Source organism: Mycoplasma sp. ATU-Cv-703 (genome assembly GCA_004011965.1).
Classification (GTDB): domain Bacteria; phylum Bacillota_I; class Bacilli_A; order Mycoplasmatales; family Metamycoplasmataceae; genus RYZV01.
Genome location: RYZV01000001.1, coordinates 438,144 through 455,003, shown reverse-complemented (window position 1 = coordinate 455,003; position 16,860 = coordinate 438,144). Strand labels below are relative to the sequence as shown.

The window sequence follows — 16,860 nt, the reverse complement described above, 5'->3', positions numbered from 1 at the left end:
TAGTGTAAAGAACTAGTCATGGCGGCTAAGAGCTGGACTTTAATAAATGCTAAAATAAACCTATGAAAAAGGTCCGAACTAGGTACGCGCCTTCGCCAACTGGCAATCTCCACATCGGAGGAGCCAGAACCGCTCTTTTCTCCTACCTTTTTGCCAAGCATTACGGTGGTCAGTTTGTTGTTCGGATCGAAGACACCGATCAACTTCGCAACGTGGCCAAAGCTGAGGAGTCCCAACTTGCTGACCTGGCCTGACTGGGCATAGTCGCCGACGAATCGCCTCAAAAACCAAACTCTGATTTTGGTCCCTACCGACAAAGCGAAAAACTGGCGCGCTACCAAGAAGTTATTGAACTTTTAATTCAAAAAGGTCACGCTTACTACGCTTACGACACGATTGAAGAGTTAGAAAAACAACGCGCTTGGCAAATTTCTCGTGGCATTTATTCGTTCCGTTACGACCAAAAATGACTCAAACTTAGCCCAGCCGAAAAAGAGCGCCGACACCAAAACGGCAATTACGTGGTGCGCTTAGCATTAAAACCGAAGCAAACTTTCCAGTGAAACGACTTAGTGCGCGGGCAAATTAGCGTTAACGCCAGCGACATTGGTGACTTTGTGATTCAAAAGGAAGACCGCTTCCCAACTTACAACTTGGCCGTGACAGTTGACGATCACGACATGCAAATTAGCCATGTGCTCAGAGGCGAAGAACACATTACCAACACGCCCAAACAACTAGCACTTTACGAAGCGTTTGGTTGAAAACCTCCCCAGTTTGCCCATCTAACCATCATCACTAATTTAGAAGGCAAAAAACTCTCTAAACGCGATTTATCAACTCACCAGTACATCGAAGACTACCGCCGGGAAAGCTATCCGCCCGCCGCTATTTTCAACTTTTTAGCTTTGCTAGGTTGGTCTCATCCGAGTAAAAAGGAACTACTGAGCCAGGAAGAATTAATTAAAGATTTTGATCCTAAACGTTTTTCCCGCTCGCCCAGTAAATTTGACGCCCAAAAGTTAGACTGGTTTGCTAAACAGTACATCAAAAACACTTCTAACTCCCAGTTAATTAAACACCTTAATTTAAAAACTAAGCACGGCGAAAAGTGGCTCAACTTATTTCTTGAGACTTACAAACAAAATTGCCCTTCTTACCTAGCGCTTGAAAACTATTTTTTGATGTACCAAAACCCGAGCGTTGAAAAACAAAAGTTAACCAAAGTTGCCCAGGTCTTTGCAAAGCAACTGAGCGAGCAAACTTTTGAACCAACGGGAATTAGTAAAGCAATTGAAAAGACAAGCGCACTAACGGGAGCGCGTGGCAAGGAACTTTACATGCCGATCCGCTTAGCGACGACCCAGCTTAGCGAAGGGCCAGAATTAAAAAGCGCCATTTTTCTTTACGGACAGAAAGTCATTTATAAGCGGCTGGGAATTAAAACCTAAACTCTTTTTTTGTGAAACATGCGGTTAAAACGTTCAACGCGACCAGTCGAACGGGCGCTTTGGCGGTTACCGGTGTAAAAAGCGTGCGACTGACTGGATGTATCAACAGTTAAAAGCGGGTAATCGCGACCTTCGTGGTTAATCGTTTCGTTAGTGTTAACAGTCGATTTAATGATAAAAACGTGCCCAGAAGCAGTGTCGCGGAAAGCGACTTCACGATAATTGGTTGGGTGGATATTTTTTTTCACGAGAGACCGTCCTCAGTTTAGTTCTCTCATTTTAACATTTTACGAGTATTTCAAACACCTTTTTTTGCCAAAAAAGCTCGGTGTTGCCGCTCCAAAAGATGAGCAAAATAACGGTGGTCATTTGTGTAAAAACGACTTTTAGAGTTTAAACTAATGTACCTAACTTTGGCATAACCAGCTTCCAAAAGTAAAAAAGCTAAATCAAAACTTTGGAAAAAAGCGCGAACCACTACCCGCTGGTACTGGTCACTAGTCTCAATCTTGATTGTTAGCGTTTGGCCATGAATTAAATTTTCTAAGTAATCTTTAGCCGCGTAGGCTAGTTGACGCTGACGAGCATTTTTAGCGCTTAACTCGGGCGTGTTGACGGCGTGAATTCGGTAACTTTGTCCTTGGATGTCTAAAAAAGTGTCTCCGTCAAGCACTTGAGCGACTTGGATTTGGAAACTTGCTTTTTCAAAACTTGCCACTTTGAAAAAGCTGCCGCCAAATATTAGCGTTCCAGCCGCCAAGATTAAAACTAAGGGGCAGTATTTACGCTTTATTTTGGGAACCAAAAAGATTAATTTTATCTCGCACAACTTTTTTAATTGCCTGGTAGCCAGGTGCGAGCAACTTGCGAGGGTCGTAGTTGCGCCCCACTTTAATTTGACCCGATTGCACAAACTGCTCAATCGCTAACGCGTTGGCGATTTGAAGTTCGGTGTTGACGTTAACTTTGGCAATGCCCAGTTTAATTGCGGCTTTGATTTGGTCATTAGGTATTTCCGATCCGCCGTGCAAAACTAATGCCTTACCAGCCGCTTGAGACTTAAGCAGTTCCAGCGTTTTAAAATCTAAACCCTTTCAATCGCTTGGATAACGTCCGTGGATATTGTTGATTCCGGCTGCAATCATGTCCGCGCCAATGCTGGCCATCTTGGCCACCTCTTCTGGATCAGCTAACTCGCCAGTTCCAATTACTCCGTCTTCCTCTCCGCCGATTGAACCAACTTCAACTTCCACTGAAATGTCTTTATGTTGAGCCAAGGAAATTATCTCTTTTGATAAATGAACATTTTCTTCAAAAGATAAGTTTGACCCGTCAAACATAACTGATGTTCAGCCCATGCTAATAGCAACCTTTGCCGCTTCATACGAACCATGGTCAAGGTGCAAAACGACCGGCACACTAATACTCAAATCTTCCACTAAACCGCTGACCAAATTAAAAACCGTTTGGTATCCGCCCATGTATTTAATCGCGCCCTCGGAAGTGCCAAGAATAATTGGCGAACGCATTTCTTGAGCCGTTTCCAAAATGGCCTTAGTTCACTCTAAGTTATTAATGTTAATGTGGGGAACTGCGTAGTGGTGTTTAACCGCTTTTTGAATAATGTGTTTGGCGCTAACTAATGGCATGGAAGTCCTTTGAAACCAAGTGGGTTTACTTAATTATAGCAACCCTCCTAAATTGGCATTTAGCTCTTGCCTAAGTTAGTTATTCGTTATTTTCGGGAACACGAATGCGAGTTTTTTTAATTTCTTCGTAACTTAAACGTTTAGTCAATCCCCAGTGGTTTTCGTTTTGACGAACAAAATCGCCGTCCACAGTTAGCATGTAATAAAGTTCGCCGATTTTTTTCTTCTCGAACTCATCACTTTTTAAGTCGGTGGGATTTTTAGACCATTTTGCGGCCATGGTTTTTTTCAAACTGGATCAAATTTCTTGAAAACTAAGCGTTTTGTGCTCGGTTAATAAATCTTTAACGACTTCGTAAATAGTTGGCATTGTCTCTCCTAGCTGGCAAATAACTTAGTGTAATCGTCGCCAATGTGGTTAATGGTAATCAAAAGTGCTTCGATGGACCGGGCTTTAATTTTGTCCCAGGGGATTACCACGTCGGCATCTTTTTTAGTTGGGGATATGAACTTTTTGTACGAAGGTTGAACGTGGGCAATTCAGCGCTGGATAACACTGTCAAGACTCCGACCTCTTTCTTTGGTGTCACGAATAATGCGACGGGCTAAACGCGTATCGGCTGGCGTATCAACGAAAATTTTAAAATCGGCTAACTTAGTTAACTCTGGATCGTAAAAAGTGAACAAACCTTCAAAAATAACGATTTCCTTCGGCTCCAGTCAAGTTTTTCCCGTTGCTTTGTGGGAGACAAAATCGTAAACAGGGATTTGCACTTTTTGACCTTTTTTTAAAGCGATCAGCGTCTTTCTCATTAACTTAAAATCCATCGAACTGGGTAAATCAAAGTTAACGTTGCTGTTGTTGGAACCGCGGTAAAACGAATCTTGGGCTAACAAAATAGCGCGATTGTTAAAATGGTCGATGATTTGTTGCGAAAGAGTAGTTTTACCCGACGCAGAACCTCCCGCGACGAAAATAATTTTAGGTTCCATAAGTTAAAGTTTAGCAAATTAAGCGATTAAAGAACTGATAACTTAACCCGGTGCGCGAGTATTTTTACCGCGGTAAAAACTGACTACAGCCGGGATTGTGCTCATGATTAACACCGACAAAATAATTAAAAATTGAATCAGACCCGAAATTGTACTAGCTTGGTTAAACCCGGTCATATCTACCAGCGCTGCGATCACGATGTAAAGACCGCCGCCGTAAAAAACTAGCAAACTAAAAAAAGCGTAAAAAGCGAAAAACCGACGTTTTTCCACTTCAACGGTTTTTGTTTTCCGGTTGATTAGACAACCCAAGACGATGGTTGCCAAAATCATGAACGTTATAAGCGAGGAGTAATTAAGCAAAACATCGGCAAATTGAAAAAGTTTACCGCTGGCGCCGTAAATTAGCGCGGGTCAGTTACTCTGGTCTTGGTAACCGAGTATGCCAACTAGACCAAAAACGAGAAAGAAAAGACTGGTCGTAATTAAAAGGTAAAATCAAGACGCTTTAAACTGCTGACGAGCCGATAGACTTTGGTAAGAGCGACCAAACATTGCCCGGGACAACTTAACAATGTCCCAACCATCGCTATCTTGACTAAGTTGACGATACTGGTAGGGGCTAGCCACCACGTAGCCGTTTACAATTCCCAAAATTCCCACACCAATGCAAATGTCAAAAGTATGTCTTAACCAGAGCGGCATGTCAATGCCTTGGTGGGTGCCATCACGTGAACCCAAGTTAAAAGCGACTGATAAAAACATGTAAATGAACGTAATAGCGATTAGGCCCCACATTAAAACTCCGCCCACTTTCCGAGGGTTTTTGAGATTTTGTTTGAGCGCTCCGACCGTGTAAAAACCATCGTAAGCAAAGCAAATCGCCGGCAGGCCAGCAATGAGCACAATTCAACGACTTGTCCCGCCAAGACCAACTGGCGGATCAATGTCTTTGTCTACCACTAGTCCAGACCCAGAACTACCAACTTGGGTGAGCGCTAAAATGGGTATTAAGACTAACGGAACCATTTGGACAGCGGTCGTGATCCACTGCATGTATTCGCCTAGTCGCAGAGAAAAAAAGTTAGCGACCATAAATCACAAAAAGAACCCGAACGCGACGGCTCAAATGAAGTAACTATTTTTAACGAGCGGACTATTGATGAAATTCAAACTTGAGGCAGCGTAAAGGGCTAAGGCAAAAATCGAAACCGGAATAAAAAAATACTTGTTGTAATTAACGGCAGCTTTGTGAAAAATTGGGTGGGTGAAAACGCGCGTCCAACCCAAAATACCCGTCGCTTTTTTAACGCTGGTCACTTCTAAAAGCGCGCCGCCGAGCGTGATAATCGCTAACGCCGCCACTAGTCAAGTGATGAGTACTAAAACTAAACTGCCGTGAGCCATGGCGTTGAGTTCTTTGTTTTTGAAAAAAATTCCCGCCCCTATGGTGGTGGCGATAATCAAAATAACTGCCGAAAAAAAACTGATTTTTTTGTTGTGGTGAAGCAAACTAACCTCTTTTTAAGACTTTTTTAACCACGGTTACTCCAAGTGAAGCGACGAATTGATAGGTAAAGCGCGCCGACAATCAAAGGCCAAATGTAAGCGTAAGCCATAATCGTCTCCCAAGCTTGATAAATCACCTCTTTACCTAAATTTCAAATTTTAAAGTCGTACTGACCATCGGCGTTGGGAATCGGTTGGAAACCGTTTTGAATTGCTAACGTGACTAAATCGCCAAAAGTTAGTTCGGCTAATCCGGTGCTAGTGATCTTTTTGTTGTCTAAAAGCCACTGAATGATGTTTAAAAGTGAGCCGACTTTTTCCATCTTGATATCTTCGTAAATAAAGGGATTGCCGGTAAAAATTTCCGGACCACTAAAAGTGACAGAAATGATCATCGTGGTGTAACGAAAAGGAAAAATGTACGAAATGTAATTCATGATCGGTTTAGTAATTAAGACGTTCATCGCGATAAATTGACCAGATAGAAAAGCAGCCGGAAAATAGATTAACATTCCTATCGCATTAGCTTGGTTAGTTGTGCGCGAAAAGGAAGCGATTAGAAAACCGAGCACAATTGAGAGAAAAATGTTCAGCAGGTTGCCGTAAATAAAACCAAGCGCAGAATAGGGATCGGTTAGACCGTTAAACAAATCCCAATCCAAATGTCTTAGGTAAGCAAAAGCCATCAGCACAAACATTGAAATGACTAACTGGCAAAGAAAAAACAAAATCGTGGCGCTCGTAAAATCGCCTTTTTTGACGGGAGCCGCGCCAATTCTCTTTAAGATAACCGAAGTTTTCAGTTCCAGAATTGAGTGCGGTAGTCCGGTGATTCCCATTGACATAGTCGTCATGGAAATCATCCCCGGCAAGACTAAACGCGGTTCCATGAAAGACGACAATATGGTGTAGAGCAAAATTGGAAAAATAAAGTTTAAAAAGGGTCCGTAGAAAGACTTGTAGTAGTACTTAAAAAGCAAACGAAAAATCGCGACTTTCCCGCCTCTGCGTCCGTGTTTAAGAAAGTGGAACTTTGGATGGTCGTTTTTAGTCAATTTTTCGTCTAAAACTATCGGGCCGGGTTTCACGACTAAGCACCTTTCTTGGGCGAATCACTTAGGGAGGCGAGCTTTTTTCTTAAAAGTAATTCTTTGGCTTTTTTTCTTGATTGTAAAAACTTAACTACGTAAGCACCTAACGAACCGTGCTGCTTAAGAATGTCTGACAAAGGTCCATCATAATGGATTTTTCCGTCATCAAGCAAAATAACACGTCGGCACAGACGTTCAATTTCTGACATGTTGTGTGAAATTAAAAACGTGGTCATTTTCTTTTCAACCAGGTATTTTTCTACGTAGTTAAGTATCTCTTCGCGAGCAGAAATGTCTAAACCAGTTGAAATTTCGTCTAAAACTACCACTTCCGGGTTGTGAATCACCGCCAGCAAAACGTTAATTTTCTGCAATTGACCGCCTGAAAGCCCCTTCGCTTTTTTGTGGTAAAACTCGTCAACTTGAAAAATGTGAAGCATGTTCAGTAGTTCCCGACGCGAAATGGTTGAACCGTAAATATCAAGTTGAAAATTAATGACATCTTTAACAGTTAGGCCTTCGGGGTAAGATGAGTCTTGGAATTGAATGCCCATTTTTTCCTGCGGAGTACGTTTGTAAGGAAAGTGGTAAATAATTTTGCCTTTGCTAGGTTTAGTGATTCCGACAATTTGTTCAACCAAAGTGGTTTTGCCAGCTCCGTTTTGACCAATTACCCCGACTCTTTCGCCCTTGCGGACCACAAAGGAAATGTCGTCATTAGCGATTTTTTGCTTGTAAATTTTAGTAATGTTTTGAACTTCAATGACCACTTTGTTCATGCTCACCCAATTTTACCAAAGTTTTACATCTGGTCCGGAGCTGACACGCCAATCAAAGTCAGTCCGGTTGCCAAAACTTGTTTGACAGCTTTGACTAGCGCTAAAAGTTCGCTTTCACGCTCAGAACTGATGATGCGCGTTTCGCTGTAAAACTGGTTAAACAGCCGAGCCAAACTAACTAAGTACTGCGGCAAAAGGTGAACTTTATGGGTTTTAGCAATCGTCTCAATTAATTCGGGGAACTCGCTAATTAAGTTAACTAACTGGTTCTCTTTGCCCTCTAAATAAACGCCAATCCGTGGTTTTTGACTAGATTTAACTAGCAGTTGACGTGCTCGAGCATGACTGTATTGAACCATGTAAACTAAGTTGTCAGAGTTAGCGCTGGTGACTAGGTCTAAGTTAATGTCAACTTGGGTGGTGTTGGCGCGACTAATTAAGTAAAACCGCGCAGCGTCTTGACCAATTGTTTTGACAAGTTCTTCAAGCGTAAAAGCCACTCCCTTGCGCTTAGACATTTTCAGTTCTTTACCATCTTGGATCAGACGAACCATTTGGATAATGATGATGTCAAGTTTGTCAGCTGGCAAGCCAAGTTGAGCTAAACTGATTTTAACCCGCTTAACATAACCGATGTGATCGCCACCTCAAACGTCAATTAACTCATCATAACCACGTTTTAATTTGACGCTGTGGTAAGCAATGTCGGAAGCAAAGTAAGTAAAACTGCCGTCGCTTTTAATTAAAACGCGGTCCTTGTCGTCGCCAAACTTGGTAGTTTTGAGCCATAAAGCCCCGTCTTTGCGGTAAGTGTCGGGCATGCTTTCAAGGGCAGGAATGACTAGCTTATGATCGTAAAGATCTTGCTCGTAATAATAGGTATCCATTTTGACGCCAATTAATGCTAGGTGCTGTTTAATTTTTTCAATCATAAAATTTTCAGCAATTTTTGCAAACTCTTGCTTAACTTTCTGAGCCGGTAATTCAAGGTACTTGGCACCCGAATCTTTCACTATTTGACTAGCCAAATCAATAATTTCTGGTCCCCGGTAAGCCTCCTCGGGTAATTCAGCAGGTTTAGACAAAGCTTGTAAATAGCGCACATAGAGCGATTCGGCCAAAACTTTCATTTGAACTCCGACGTTGTTAACGTAATATTCCTGGTCTACTCGGTTGCCGGCAAATTTTAATACGTTGCTCAGCGTTGCGCCAAGCGCCGCGTTACGCGCGTGACCAACGTGAAGGTATCCCGTCGGGTTAACCGAAACATACTCCACGTTAATGTAGTGGGACTGCTTCCCGCGGCCGTAGTTTGCTCCTTGCTCTAAGACTTGCTGAATTTGCAAAGCCAAGCTGTTGGGGTTAAGGTAAAGGTTAATAAAACCGGGCGTGGCTACTTCGGCGCGAGCGATAAAACTCGCGCTCAAGTTAGCAATTATTTGCTCAGCAACTTCCAGCGGATTAGCGTTAATTTTTTTAGCAACTTTCATCGCTAAATTAGTGGCAAAATCGCTCCGGCCACGACTAGGAGTTAGCTCAACATTTTCAAAATAACCTAACTGCTCAGCGGCAGTTTCAAGCGCCTGAATCACTTTTTGCTTCATAACCTTAACTCCTTTTCTCAACAGCAGGTTTTAAATTAAGATGGTACTCTTCTAGTTGTTGATCGGCAATTTCGTTCGGAGCATTTTCCATCACGGCGTGCCCAGTCGCGTTTTTTGGAAAGGCAATCACGTCTCTAATTGAATCGCTGCCAGTTAAAATCATCGCCAGACGGTCAATTCCCAGCGCGATACCTCCGTGGGGAGGAAGCCCGTATTCAAACGCTTCTAAGAAAAAGCCAAATTTTTCACTAACAACTTCGGAACTAAGGCCGAGCAGTTGAAAGACTTTTTTCTGTAGTTCTAATTCGTGAATCCTAATCGAACCTCCGCCCACTTCGTAGCCGTTTAAAACTAAGTCAAAAGTTTGACCTTCTAGTTCGCCCAGGTTATCTTTGGCAGAGGACTCAAGCAACTTTTGGGGCTGGGTTGGCATCGTAAAAGGGTGGTGAAGACTAGTTCAACGCGAAGTGTTAAGTTCACGCTCAAAGAGCGGAAACTTTTCTACCCAGAGAAAGTAAAGTTTTTTAGGATCAAAAAGTTCAAACTTCTCAGCCAAATAATTACGGATTGCCCCTAGAGCTTGGTTAGTGTCATCCGGCGATCCAACCACAACCAAACAGGTCTGAACCTTGGGACCAAGCTGAGTTAGTAATTTTTGCATTCAGGGTAGTTTTTCGGCATTTTTGGCGTTAACAAATCAAATTTTTTCGGCGCGGTTTTTTTGAGCGATTTCGCGGACCATTTTTTCCACTGACGGCTCGATTGACTGCTCCAAATTGAGCGACTTAGCGCTTGCCTGAGCGTCTAGTTTGAAATTTTTATCACCATGAAAAAAATCGCTTAAATCATTAAGATGTAAACCAAACCGGCAATCGGGTCGATCGGTGCCGTAAAGGTCCATGCTTTTCCGGTAATCAAGCGTGGGAAAAGGAATTTTAACCGCTAGGCCTAATTTGGCCAAACTCTCAACAAGCATTTTTTCAACCAACTGTTTTAAACTTTTTTGACTAGCGTAAGTTGTCTCTAAATCTAGCTGGGTAAATTCCGGCTGGCGATCTTTGCGGTTATCTTCATCACGAAAAACCCGTGCCACTTGGTAATAACGGTCAAATCCGCTCGCCATCAAAAGTTGCTTGTAAAGTTGGGGAGATTGGGGCAAGGCAAAAAACTTGCCGCGGTAACGTGAAGGCACCAGAAAATCCCGAGCACCCTCGGGCGTAGACTTAGCCAAGTAAGGAGTTTCAATTTCCACAAAATCTTGAGCATCTAAGTAGTCACGGAAATTTTTGATTAGTCGGTGGCGAAACATCAGTTTGCTTTGCATTTCGGAGCGACGCAAATCAAGGTAGCGGTGTTTAAGCTTGGTGTCAACTTTGGCGCTCAAATGAGTATCAACCACAAATGGTAAATTCTTAGCTCGGGAAAGAACGCGGACGGTTTGAACTTCAACTTCAATTTGCCCAGTGGAAAGGCGAGGGTTGGGCGTCTTGCGAGCGACAACTTTCCCGCTAACTTCCAAAACGCTTTCCTTACTAAAATCAGCCTGGTCTTTTTGAAAAACGCACTGAACAATCCCCGATTGGTCGCGCAAATCTACGAAAGTGATCCGACCAAAATTACGCTTTTGAGCGACAAAACCTTGCAGCACAACATTTTGGTGCACATTTTTTAAAGAGAGTTGAGCGTTGTTAATTTGTTTCATGGGAGTGCCTATAATCTTTAAAGTGAATTTCTAACTGCTCAAGTAACTGGGCTTGGTTAAAACTTTTTTGCTCAAAACTAGCCTTGAGAAGATACGTGTTTGTCTCCACTTCTTGATTACCAATTATGATAATCGCTAGGGGATTTTTTTTGGCAATTTTACCGAGCGTTTTAGACAGTTTGGCCTGACCGCTTCATAGTTCAACTTTATAACCCTGTGCGCGAATTTGATCGCTAATTTTTAAACCATAAGCGCACCCGGCAGAACTAAAGTTAACCACGTGAAGAGCCCGCTTTGGACTAATTGACTCTCTAACGCTAGCAGGTAGGCAGGCCATCAAGCGTTCGATGCCTAAACTAAAACCAACGCTTGATTGGTCGGGGCCACCCGCTTGAGCGAGCAAGTTGTCGTAGCGACCGCCAGCAATTATTGTGTCTTGGCTACCCTGGGAACCGCTCGCGGGCAAATACTCAAAAATAATGTCGTTATAGTAGTCAAGACCACGAACTAGGTAAGGGTCAACTTCGTATTTGATGTCTAACTGGTCAAGCAACTGGCAAAACTGATCTCAGTAATTTTTAGCATCCGGAGTGTAAAAATCACCGATCCGAGGCGCCATCTGCACCACTTTTTTCCTTCGCTCGGTTTTATCGTCTAAAATCCGTAAAACATTAAGGTCAATCCTTCGTTGTGAATGCTCGTTTAAACTGAGACGATTTTTTTGGAAATAGGCGCGCAAAGTTTTGACGTAATTTTGGCGTGACTTAGCGTCACCCAGCGAATTAATCACCAACTTAGTTTTTAAACCAAAACGTTTTACGATGGCTTGCGCAAGCAAAATAATTTCTAAATCGGCGCACGGATCTTTGGGTGATAAATATTCCACGCCAAACTGGTGAAATTGACGGTAGCGACCGCGCTGAGGATTTTCGTAACGAAACATCGGACCCGAGTAGTAAAGACGATGGTAGTCGGATTTAAGGTGGAGTTTTTCCTCGACCCAAGCACGCACAACGCTAGCTGTCGCCTCGGGTCTTAGTACCATCGGACGGTTTTTACGGTCATTAAACTGGTACATTTCTTTGCCGACTATGTCGGTGCCTAAACCAATTGATTTAGTGAAAACTTGGGCGTGCTCAAAAATCGGCGTTTCTATTTGTGAAAAACCGTGCTGCTCGGCTAATTGAGCAAGTCTTTGCTCAACGGTTTTTTTTACTAATTGCTCGGGGCCGTAAAAATCACGGGTACCCCTTGGTCGACTTGCAAACATCTTTTGTTCCTACTATGGATTGTAATTGTTAATGCCGACAAATTGCTGTTCTTCTAGCTGATTAACATCCCAATACTTGGTTCTTATTCGTCGGTTAATACCTTTCTGGCGAATAATTTCTAGTCTTGACCAAAGACCGACGGCTAACAAGTTGGTTGATCCGTGGCACCACAGAAGACCAATTAAAAGAGTTAAAGAGTAACTGAGCGGCACTGCATTAACTGCTGCCATTAGAATTACCAAACTTAAAATTTCAAACCCAAGCACCAATCAAGAGCGTTTTAAAGTGTCTCTGAGAGCGTTAGCCACTAAGGCAACGGTTTGTTTTTGCTCAAGGTGCCCGACGTGAATTTGCATTTTTTCGCGCACTTTGTCAAAAAGAACCGCTTTTTCGTTGACAGTCAAACAAAACACGACAAATAATCCGCCTAGGAAATATTGGTTAATCGGCACGCGGAAAAGCGCCACTAACGCGGTCAAAACGATTAAGTCAAAACCAAGCATTAGCACAAAAGAAAGCGCGATAGTTCACTTGAAACGAATTAGTAAGTAAACAAACAAAACGACTAAAGTGACTGAAATTGCAATGGCAAAACTGCTTCCGTAGTCAAACGCGTTAGAAGTGACTGTTTCAAAGAAGTAAAATTTAAATTTGTCCATAGTTAACGCTTGACTTAGACCCTCTGTGTCAACGCCTTTTAAAGTGCGGATCGTGACTAGTTCAACTAAGTTAGGGTTAGCATCGTTAGTCAAATAATCCACCGAGTTCAGGTCAACGCCAAAACGAGCCAAAATGGTTTTTAACTCCGCTAAATCGCCAGCTCCAATTGAACCAGTCGCGCCTTTGATTTGAATCAAATCTTGCCGGGCAAAACTGGTGTCTAAGTTAAAACCACCCCAGAAAGATAGCGATAAACCGGCAAAAATCGTAAACACCACCGCACAAGCCGCCAAAGTAACTAGAGTAATTAACCAAAAGCGGCGGCCAAAACGAGGATAGTTAACTTTGTTGACTAGTTTTGAAAAGCCAGCGTCCCAAGTTGGCCTTAAGCCAAAGAGTTTTGTTTTCTCGCTCACTAGACCGGAGCGCAAAATTAAGTTGATGAGCACGCGGTTAACTAAGAAAGTTACTAGCAAACTGAGAACGGTGCCCAAAATCAAACTGAGCGAAAGTCCCCGCATGAAAATTGAACTTAAGTAGAAGAAAATCACGCCAATTAAAAGCAGCGGTATTTTGCTATCAAAAATAACTTTTCGGCTTTGTCTGTTAGCGTTTTGCAAAGCTTTGTCCAGCGTGCTGCCTTGGTAAAGTTCCCGTTTGAGACGCTCAAAAGTTAAGATGCAAATGTCGGTAAAGAGAATTAGAACTAAAACTAAACCAGCTAGCGCCAGAACCGAAAATATCCCGCCAAAAACTATGAAAAGCGTTAAAGCCAAGAAGGTGAAGAGACCAAAAGACAAAGTTGAAATAAGACCGAGAATTCCGTAGTTAAACACTAAGAAAAACACTAGGAGAGCCAAAATAACGCCGATAGCGATGCTGGCGTGTAAAAATCCGTTAGGACCGTTGGCAGGTGGCAAAAAAACGGTCACAATTGGCGTCAGACTGTAATTATTAGCCCCGAAGTTAATTTGTTGAGCCAAGTACTGAACGCGTTCCGGACTAAAAGAATCATCCTCCAAAATGATGTCGCCAAAAAGCGGGCGTTGAGGATCAACTTTAATCGTGGAGATCAAGTGGTTTTTAACGTCAATTTGGTAGCGTTTAAAAATGTTGGGTTTTTTATTTTTATCAACCGGTTCTTCGTCCACAAATGAAAATAGGTAGGGGTTGCCGCCGGCTTTTTTTCAAGCCTCGGGTCAGTTGGATTTGGCTAGTTGAATGTATTTATCAATGTCAATTCATGCCAAAATGACTCTTTTGTCCTCGGGCAATCTGCTAACGTAAAGAGACGCTCTAGTTCAAGCGATTTTAGCTTCTTTGGTAGCCCAAGCGACTTTGAGTTTTGGTTTAGTATCGTAAACGGGTTTGGCGCCGTTAATAGCTACGTCAACGTAACTCTCTTGGCGTCAGAGCATCTCTTCGGGTGTAATCAAAGCTTTGGAAGGATCGCCAGAAAGTTCCTGGTTAAAACCTCCGTTTCGGTTAAAAAGCGTGTTGCCGTAGTAGTCAGTGAAAATAAGGTGAGGGCGAGCGGTTAAAACCTCTTGGATGGAATTAGCCTTGACCGGGTCGTCAATGCCAGGGTACTCCACCCTTACAAAAACCCCATTGTCGTTAACTTCCGGAGTGGTAGTGACACCGATCGTACCTAGCCCGTCAACTCGGTCGCGAATTTCACGCGCTACTTGAGCGGCAAAGTCCTCTTTTTCGGCGCGGTTGGTAAAACTTTTTTCGTTGTTAACTCGCAAAACGTACTGGGCACGCTGAGCGAGGTCTGAGCCAGGTTTAATGCGCGGGACTAAGTAAAAAATGCTCCCGAAAACAATCGCCGAAAGACTCAAAATGCTAATTAAGGTCGCCAAAAAAATTCTTTTTCAACGCGTCAGCGTCAGTCATTTTTTCAACCTGTTCATAATGTTAAGTAATTATATAGGAAAGTATCAGCGAGCTTTTAGTGGGGTTCGCTTAAGTATTTTCGGCCGAGCTCGCTAATTTGCCGACCACGCGTTGATTTAACAATTAGTTTGTGTCCGAGCAAAAGAGGCTCTAACTGACTAACCACGTAAACGGGGCTCTGATTAACTAGTTTGGCGATTGTCGCCAATGATATTCATGTCTGGTGAGGGAAGCTGGCTAAAACTTTGAGATAGGTAATTTGAATCGGGTTAACACCTCCCAAGTGGAGACCGATTGACGAAAGAACTTTTTTAACAAATGCTGGGTTAATTAAAGTTGGTTTTTCAACTTCGATAAAGTCAGCTAAACGACGCAAAATGTTAATTGCAATCCGCGGATTTTGATCAGCATAATCCACGACAAGACGCATGACTTTGCTCGGTAAAGTCAACTTTAATTGTTGGGCATTTTGACGAATGATTTCCATCATATCATCGAGCGAATAAGGTTTGAACTGGGCAATTAAACCGAAGCGATTTTGGAAAGGCAAGGGAATTTGCTCGATTTTTGTCGTAGCTCCGATCAGCGTGAAAGGCGGCAACTCTAGCCGAATAATTTTCTGCTCGCTGCCGTAGCCGAGAACTACATCGATTAACCTGTCTTCCATGGCAATGTAAAGAATTTCCGACAGTTTAGAGTTAAGACTGTGAATTTCATCGATAAAAACGAGTTGTTGATCGCTTAGTCCGCTCAAAAGAAGCAACAACTCAGACTTTTCGCGCAGCATTGCTCCCTGACTATAACGAATTGGCCTTTTAGTTTCGTGAGCCAAAATAGTCGCTAAAGTCGTTTTGCCTTGCCCTTGGTGAGCGTTAAAAAGAATGTGATCTAGCGCCTGTTGGCGGAGCTTGGCCGCGCTAACCATTGTTTTGAGAGTGGTTTTAATTTCCGCCTGGCCGACAAAACCGTCAAAACGCGTTGGTCTATGCAAATTTTTCACGGGCAATTATTTTGATCGCGCTTTCTACCATTTTATCCAGTGAATCACTTTTCTCAACTTTTTCGCTCGCTTTATCAATTTGACTTTGGTTAAAGCCAAGCGACAAAAGAGCGGCTTTGAGTTTGCTGACCTCGGTGAACACCGACTTTTTTTGACCAAAGTTAGCGTACTTATCTCTAAGACCCAAAATAATTTGCCGGGCGGTTTTAATACCGATGCCCGGTTTCTCGACCAAAAGGCTCAACCTATCCTCAACGATGCATTTAACTAGTCACTCAACACCTGAGCGAAGAAGGTTCAGGGCGCTTTTGGGTCCAATGCCAGAAATAGCGATTAAATCTTCAAACAAACTTCGTTCCCGAAAATCGCTAAAACCGTAAAGCGTATCCTGATAATCGTTACGGCAGCGATAAATGTAAACTTTTTGAATTTTGTGGCGAGTAAATTTGCTGCCATCGGCAACGTAGATTATTTCTCCGCTGTAACGCGATTCTAAAACAATGTGTAAATTGCCGACAGCTACCACTTTACCAATCCGGTATATTTCCATTTTATATCCCCGTTTTATATTGGTAAAGCGTCGGGAAAATTCAATTTTTATTTCGTGCCAAACAAACGGTCACCGGCGTCGCCTAAACCAGGAATAATGTATTTATTTTCGTCTAAGTGGCTATCCTTAGCAGCTAAAAAAATGTTAACTTTCGGATGGTGTTTCAAAACATTGTCAATCCCCTCTTGGCATCCGACAATTGAAAGCAAGGAAATTTTTTGAAATCCATTTTTACGAAGACTGGCGATTGCGTCAACGGCGGAATTGCCCGTTGCAAGCATCGGGTCAACGATAATAACTTCCGAATCTAATGCAACGGGTGGCATTTTGTAAAAATATTCTACCGCGTGAAAGTTTTTACTGTCGCGGTAAATACCGATGTGACCAATTCGCGCTTGGGGAATTAAATGCTCGATCGCGTTAACCATTCCTAGTCCAGCTCGGAGAATTGGTACGATCACGATTTCTTTGTCAAAATCTAAACCTTTGGCGCGCGTACCAGTTGGCGTATTAACTCACTTGGTTTTGCCTCGGTACTTGCGTAAAACTTCGTAAACCATCAGAGATGCTAGTTGGCTTAAATTTTTGCGAAAGGGTAAGTGCGACGTGCTTGCATCACGCATCTTAGTCAGTTTAATTTTGATTAGGGGATGATTGAGTATTTTTACCACGACTAATTCTGACCTAATCTTAACAAATTAC

Annotated in this window: 16 protein-coding genes; 1 reads left to right on the top strand and 15 read right to left on the bottom strand. The window is 42.7% G+C overall.

The features are described 5' to 3' along the window. Positions 1-62 precede the first annotated feature (62 nt). On the top strand, positions 63-1,451 hold the full coding sequence (gltX, locus tag CSE00_RS02030; protein ID WP_127942917.1) for a glutamate--tRNA ligase: 1,389 nt from the start codon (positions 63-65) through the stop codon (positions 1,449-1,451). Here gltX and CSE00_RS02025 read toward each other — a convergent pair. The 15 genes from CSE00_RS02025 to upp all read right to left on the bottom strand — a co-directional run bounded on the left by CSE00_RS02025 (position 1,448) and on the right by upp (position 16,829). Then, positions 1,448-1,699, bottom strand: a complete 252-nt coding sequence (locus CSE00_RS02025) for a type B 50S ribosomal protein L31 (protein ID WP_127942916.1) — start codon at positions 1,697-1,699, stop codon at positions 1,448-1,450. The two genes, gltX and CSE00_RS02025, sit on opposite strands and share 4 nt — an antisense overlap. Positions 1,700-1,716: 17 nt before the next feature. Beyond that, positions 1,717-2,256, bottom strand: coding sequence for a thermonuclease family protein (locus CSE00_RS02020; RefSeq protein ID WP_161565541.1), 540 nt, complete (start codon positions 2,254-2,256; stop codon positions 1,717-1,719). After that, complete coding sequence (fba, locus tag CSE00_RS02015) at positions 2,234-3,100, bottom strand: class II fructose-1,6-bisphosphate aldolase (RefSeq protein ID WP_127942914.1); 867 nt, start codon at positions 3,098-3,100, stop codon at positions 2,234-2,236. Before fba ends, CSE00_RS02020 begins: the two co-directional genes overlap by 23 nt. Before the next feature lie 79 nt (positions 3,101-3,179). Then, positions 3,180-3,470, bottom strand: coding sequence for a hypothetical protein (locus CSE00_RS02010; RefSeq protein WP_127942913.1), 291 nt, complete (start codon positions 3,468-3,470; stop codon positions 3,180-3,182). An 8-nt stretch (positions 3,471-3,478) separates the two neighbouring features. After that, positions 3,479-4,093: a uridine kinase gene (gene udk / locus CSE00_RS02005; protein ID WP_127942912.1), complete on the bottom strand. Its 615-nt coding sequence runs from the start codon at positions 4,091-4,093 to the stop codon at positions 3,479-3,481. Between the two features lie 42 nt (positions 4,094-4,135). Further along, positions 4,136-5,605, bottom strand: coding sequence for an APC family permease (locus tag CSE00_RS02000; protein ID WP_127942911.1), 1,470 nt, complete (start codon positions 5,603-5,605; stop codon positions 4,136-4,138). Positions 5,606-5,628: 23 nt separating this feature from the next. Continuing rightward, complete coding sequence (locus CSE00_RS01995; protein WP_161565540.1) at positions 5,629-6,690, bottom strand: ABC transporter permease; 1,062 nt, start codon at positions 6,688-6,690, stop codon at positions 5,629-5,631. A 2-nt stretch (positions 6,691-6,692) separates the two neighbouring features. After that, positions 6,693-7,472 carry an ABC transporter ATP-binding protein gene (locus CSE00_RS01990; protein WP_127942909.1) on the bottom strand — a complete coding sequence of 260 codons (780 nt, stop codon included), beginning with the start codon at positions 7,470-7,472 and terminating at the stop codon, positions 6,693-6,695. Between the two features lie 23 nt (positions 7,473-7,495). Beyond that, positions 7,496-9,076 carry an arginine--tRNA ligase gene (gene argS, locus CSE00_RS01985; RefSeq protein ID WP_127942908.1) on the bottom strand — a complete coding sequence of 527 codons (1,581 nt, stop codon included), beginning with the start codon at positions 9,074-9,076 and terminating at the stop codon, positions 7,496-7,498. 4 nt (positions 9,077-9,080) lie between these two features. After that, the gene (gene aspS / locus CSE00_RS01980; protein WP_127942907.1) at positions 9,081-10,778 is read right to left on the bottom strand and encodes an aspartate--tRNA ligase; all 1,698 of its coding nucleotides are present in this window, start codon (positions 10,776-10,778) and stop codon (positions 9,081-9,083) included. Next, entirely contained in the window at positions 10,765-12,048 is a 1,284-nt protein-coding gene (gene hisS, locus CSE00_RS01975; RefSeq protein ID WP_127942906.1) for a histidine--tRNA ligase, read from the bottom strand. The genes aspS and hisS overlap by 14 nt, the downstream gene beginning before the upstream one ends. A gap of 12 nt (positions 12,049-12,060) precedes the next feature. Next, entirely contained in the window at positions 12,061-14,625 is a 2,565-nt protein-coding gene (locus CSE00_RS01970) for a hypothetical protein (protein ID WP_127942905.1), read from the bottom strand. 38 nt (positions 14,626-14,663) lie between these two features. Then, positions 14,664-15,608, bottom strand: a complete 945-nt coding sequence (gene ruvB / locus CSE00_RS01965; protein ID WP_161565539.1) for a Holliday junction branch migration DNA helicase RuvB — start codon at positions 15,606-15,608, stop codon at positions 14,664-14,666. Further along, a complete protein-coding gene (ruvA, locus tag CSE00_RS01960; RefSeq protein WP_127942903.1) occupies positions 15,592-16,158 on the bottom strand; it encodes a Holliday junction branch migration protein RuvA in 567 nt (188 codons plus the stop codon). The genes ruvB and ruvA overlap by 17 nt, the downstream gene beginning before the upstream one ends. A gap of 47 nt (positions 16,159-16,205) precedes the next feature. Continuing rightward, on the bottom strand, positions 16,206-16,829 hold the full coding sequence (upp, locus tag CSE00_RS01955) for a uracil phosphoribosyltransferase (protein ID WP_127942902.1): 624 nt from the start codon (positions 16,827-16,829) through the stop codon (positions 16,206-16,208). Positions 16,830-16,860: the final 31 nt, after the last annotated feature.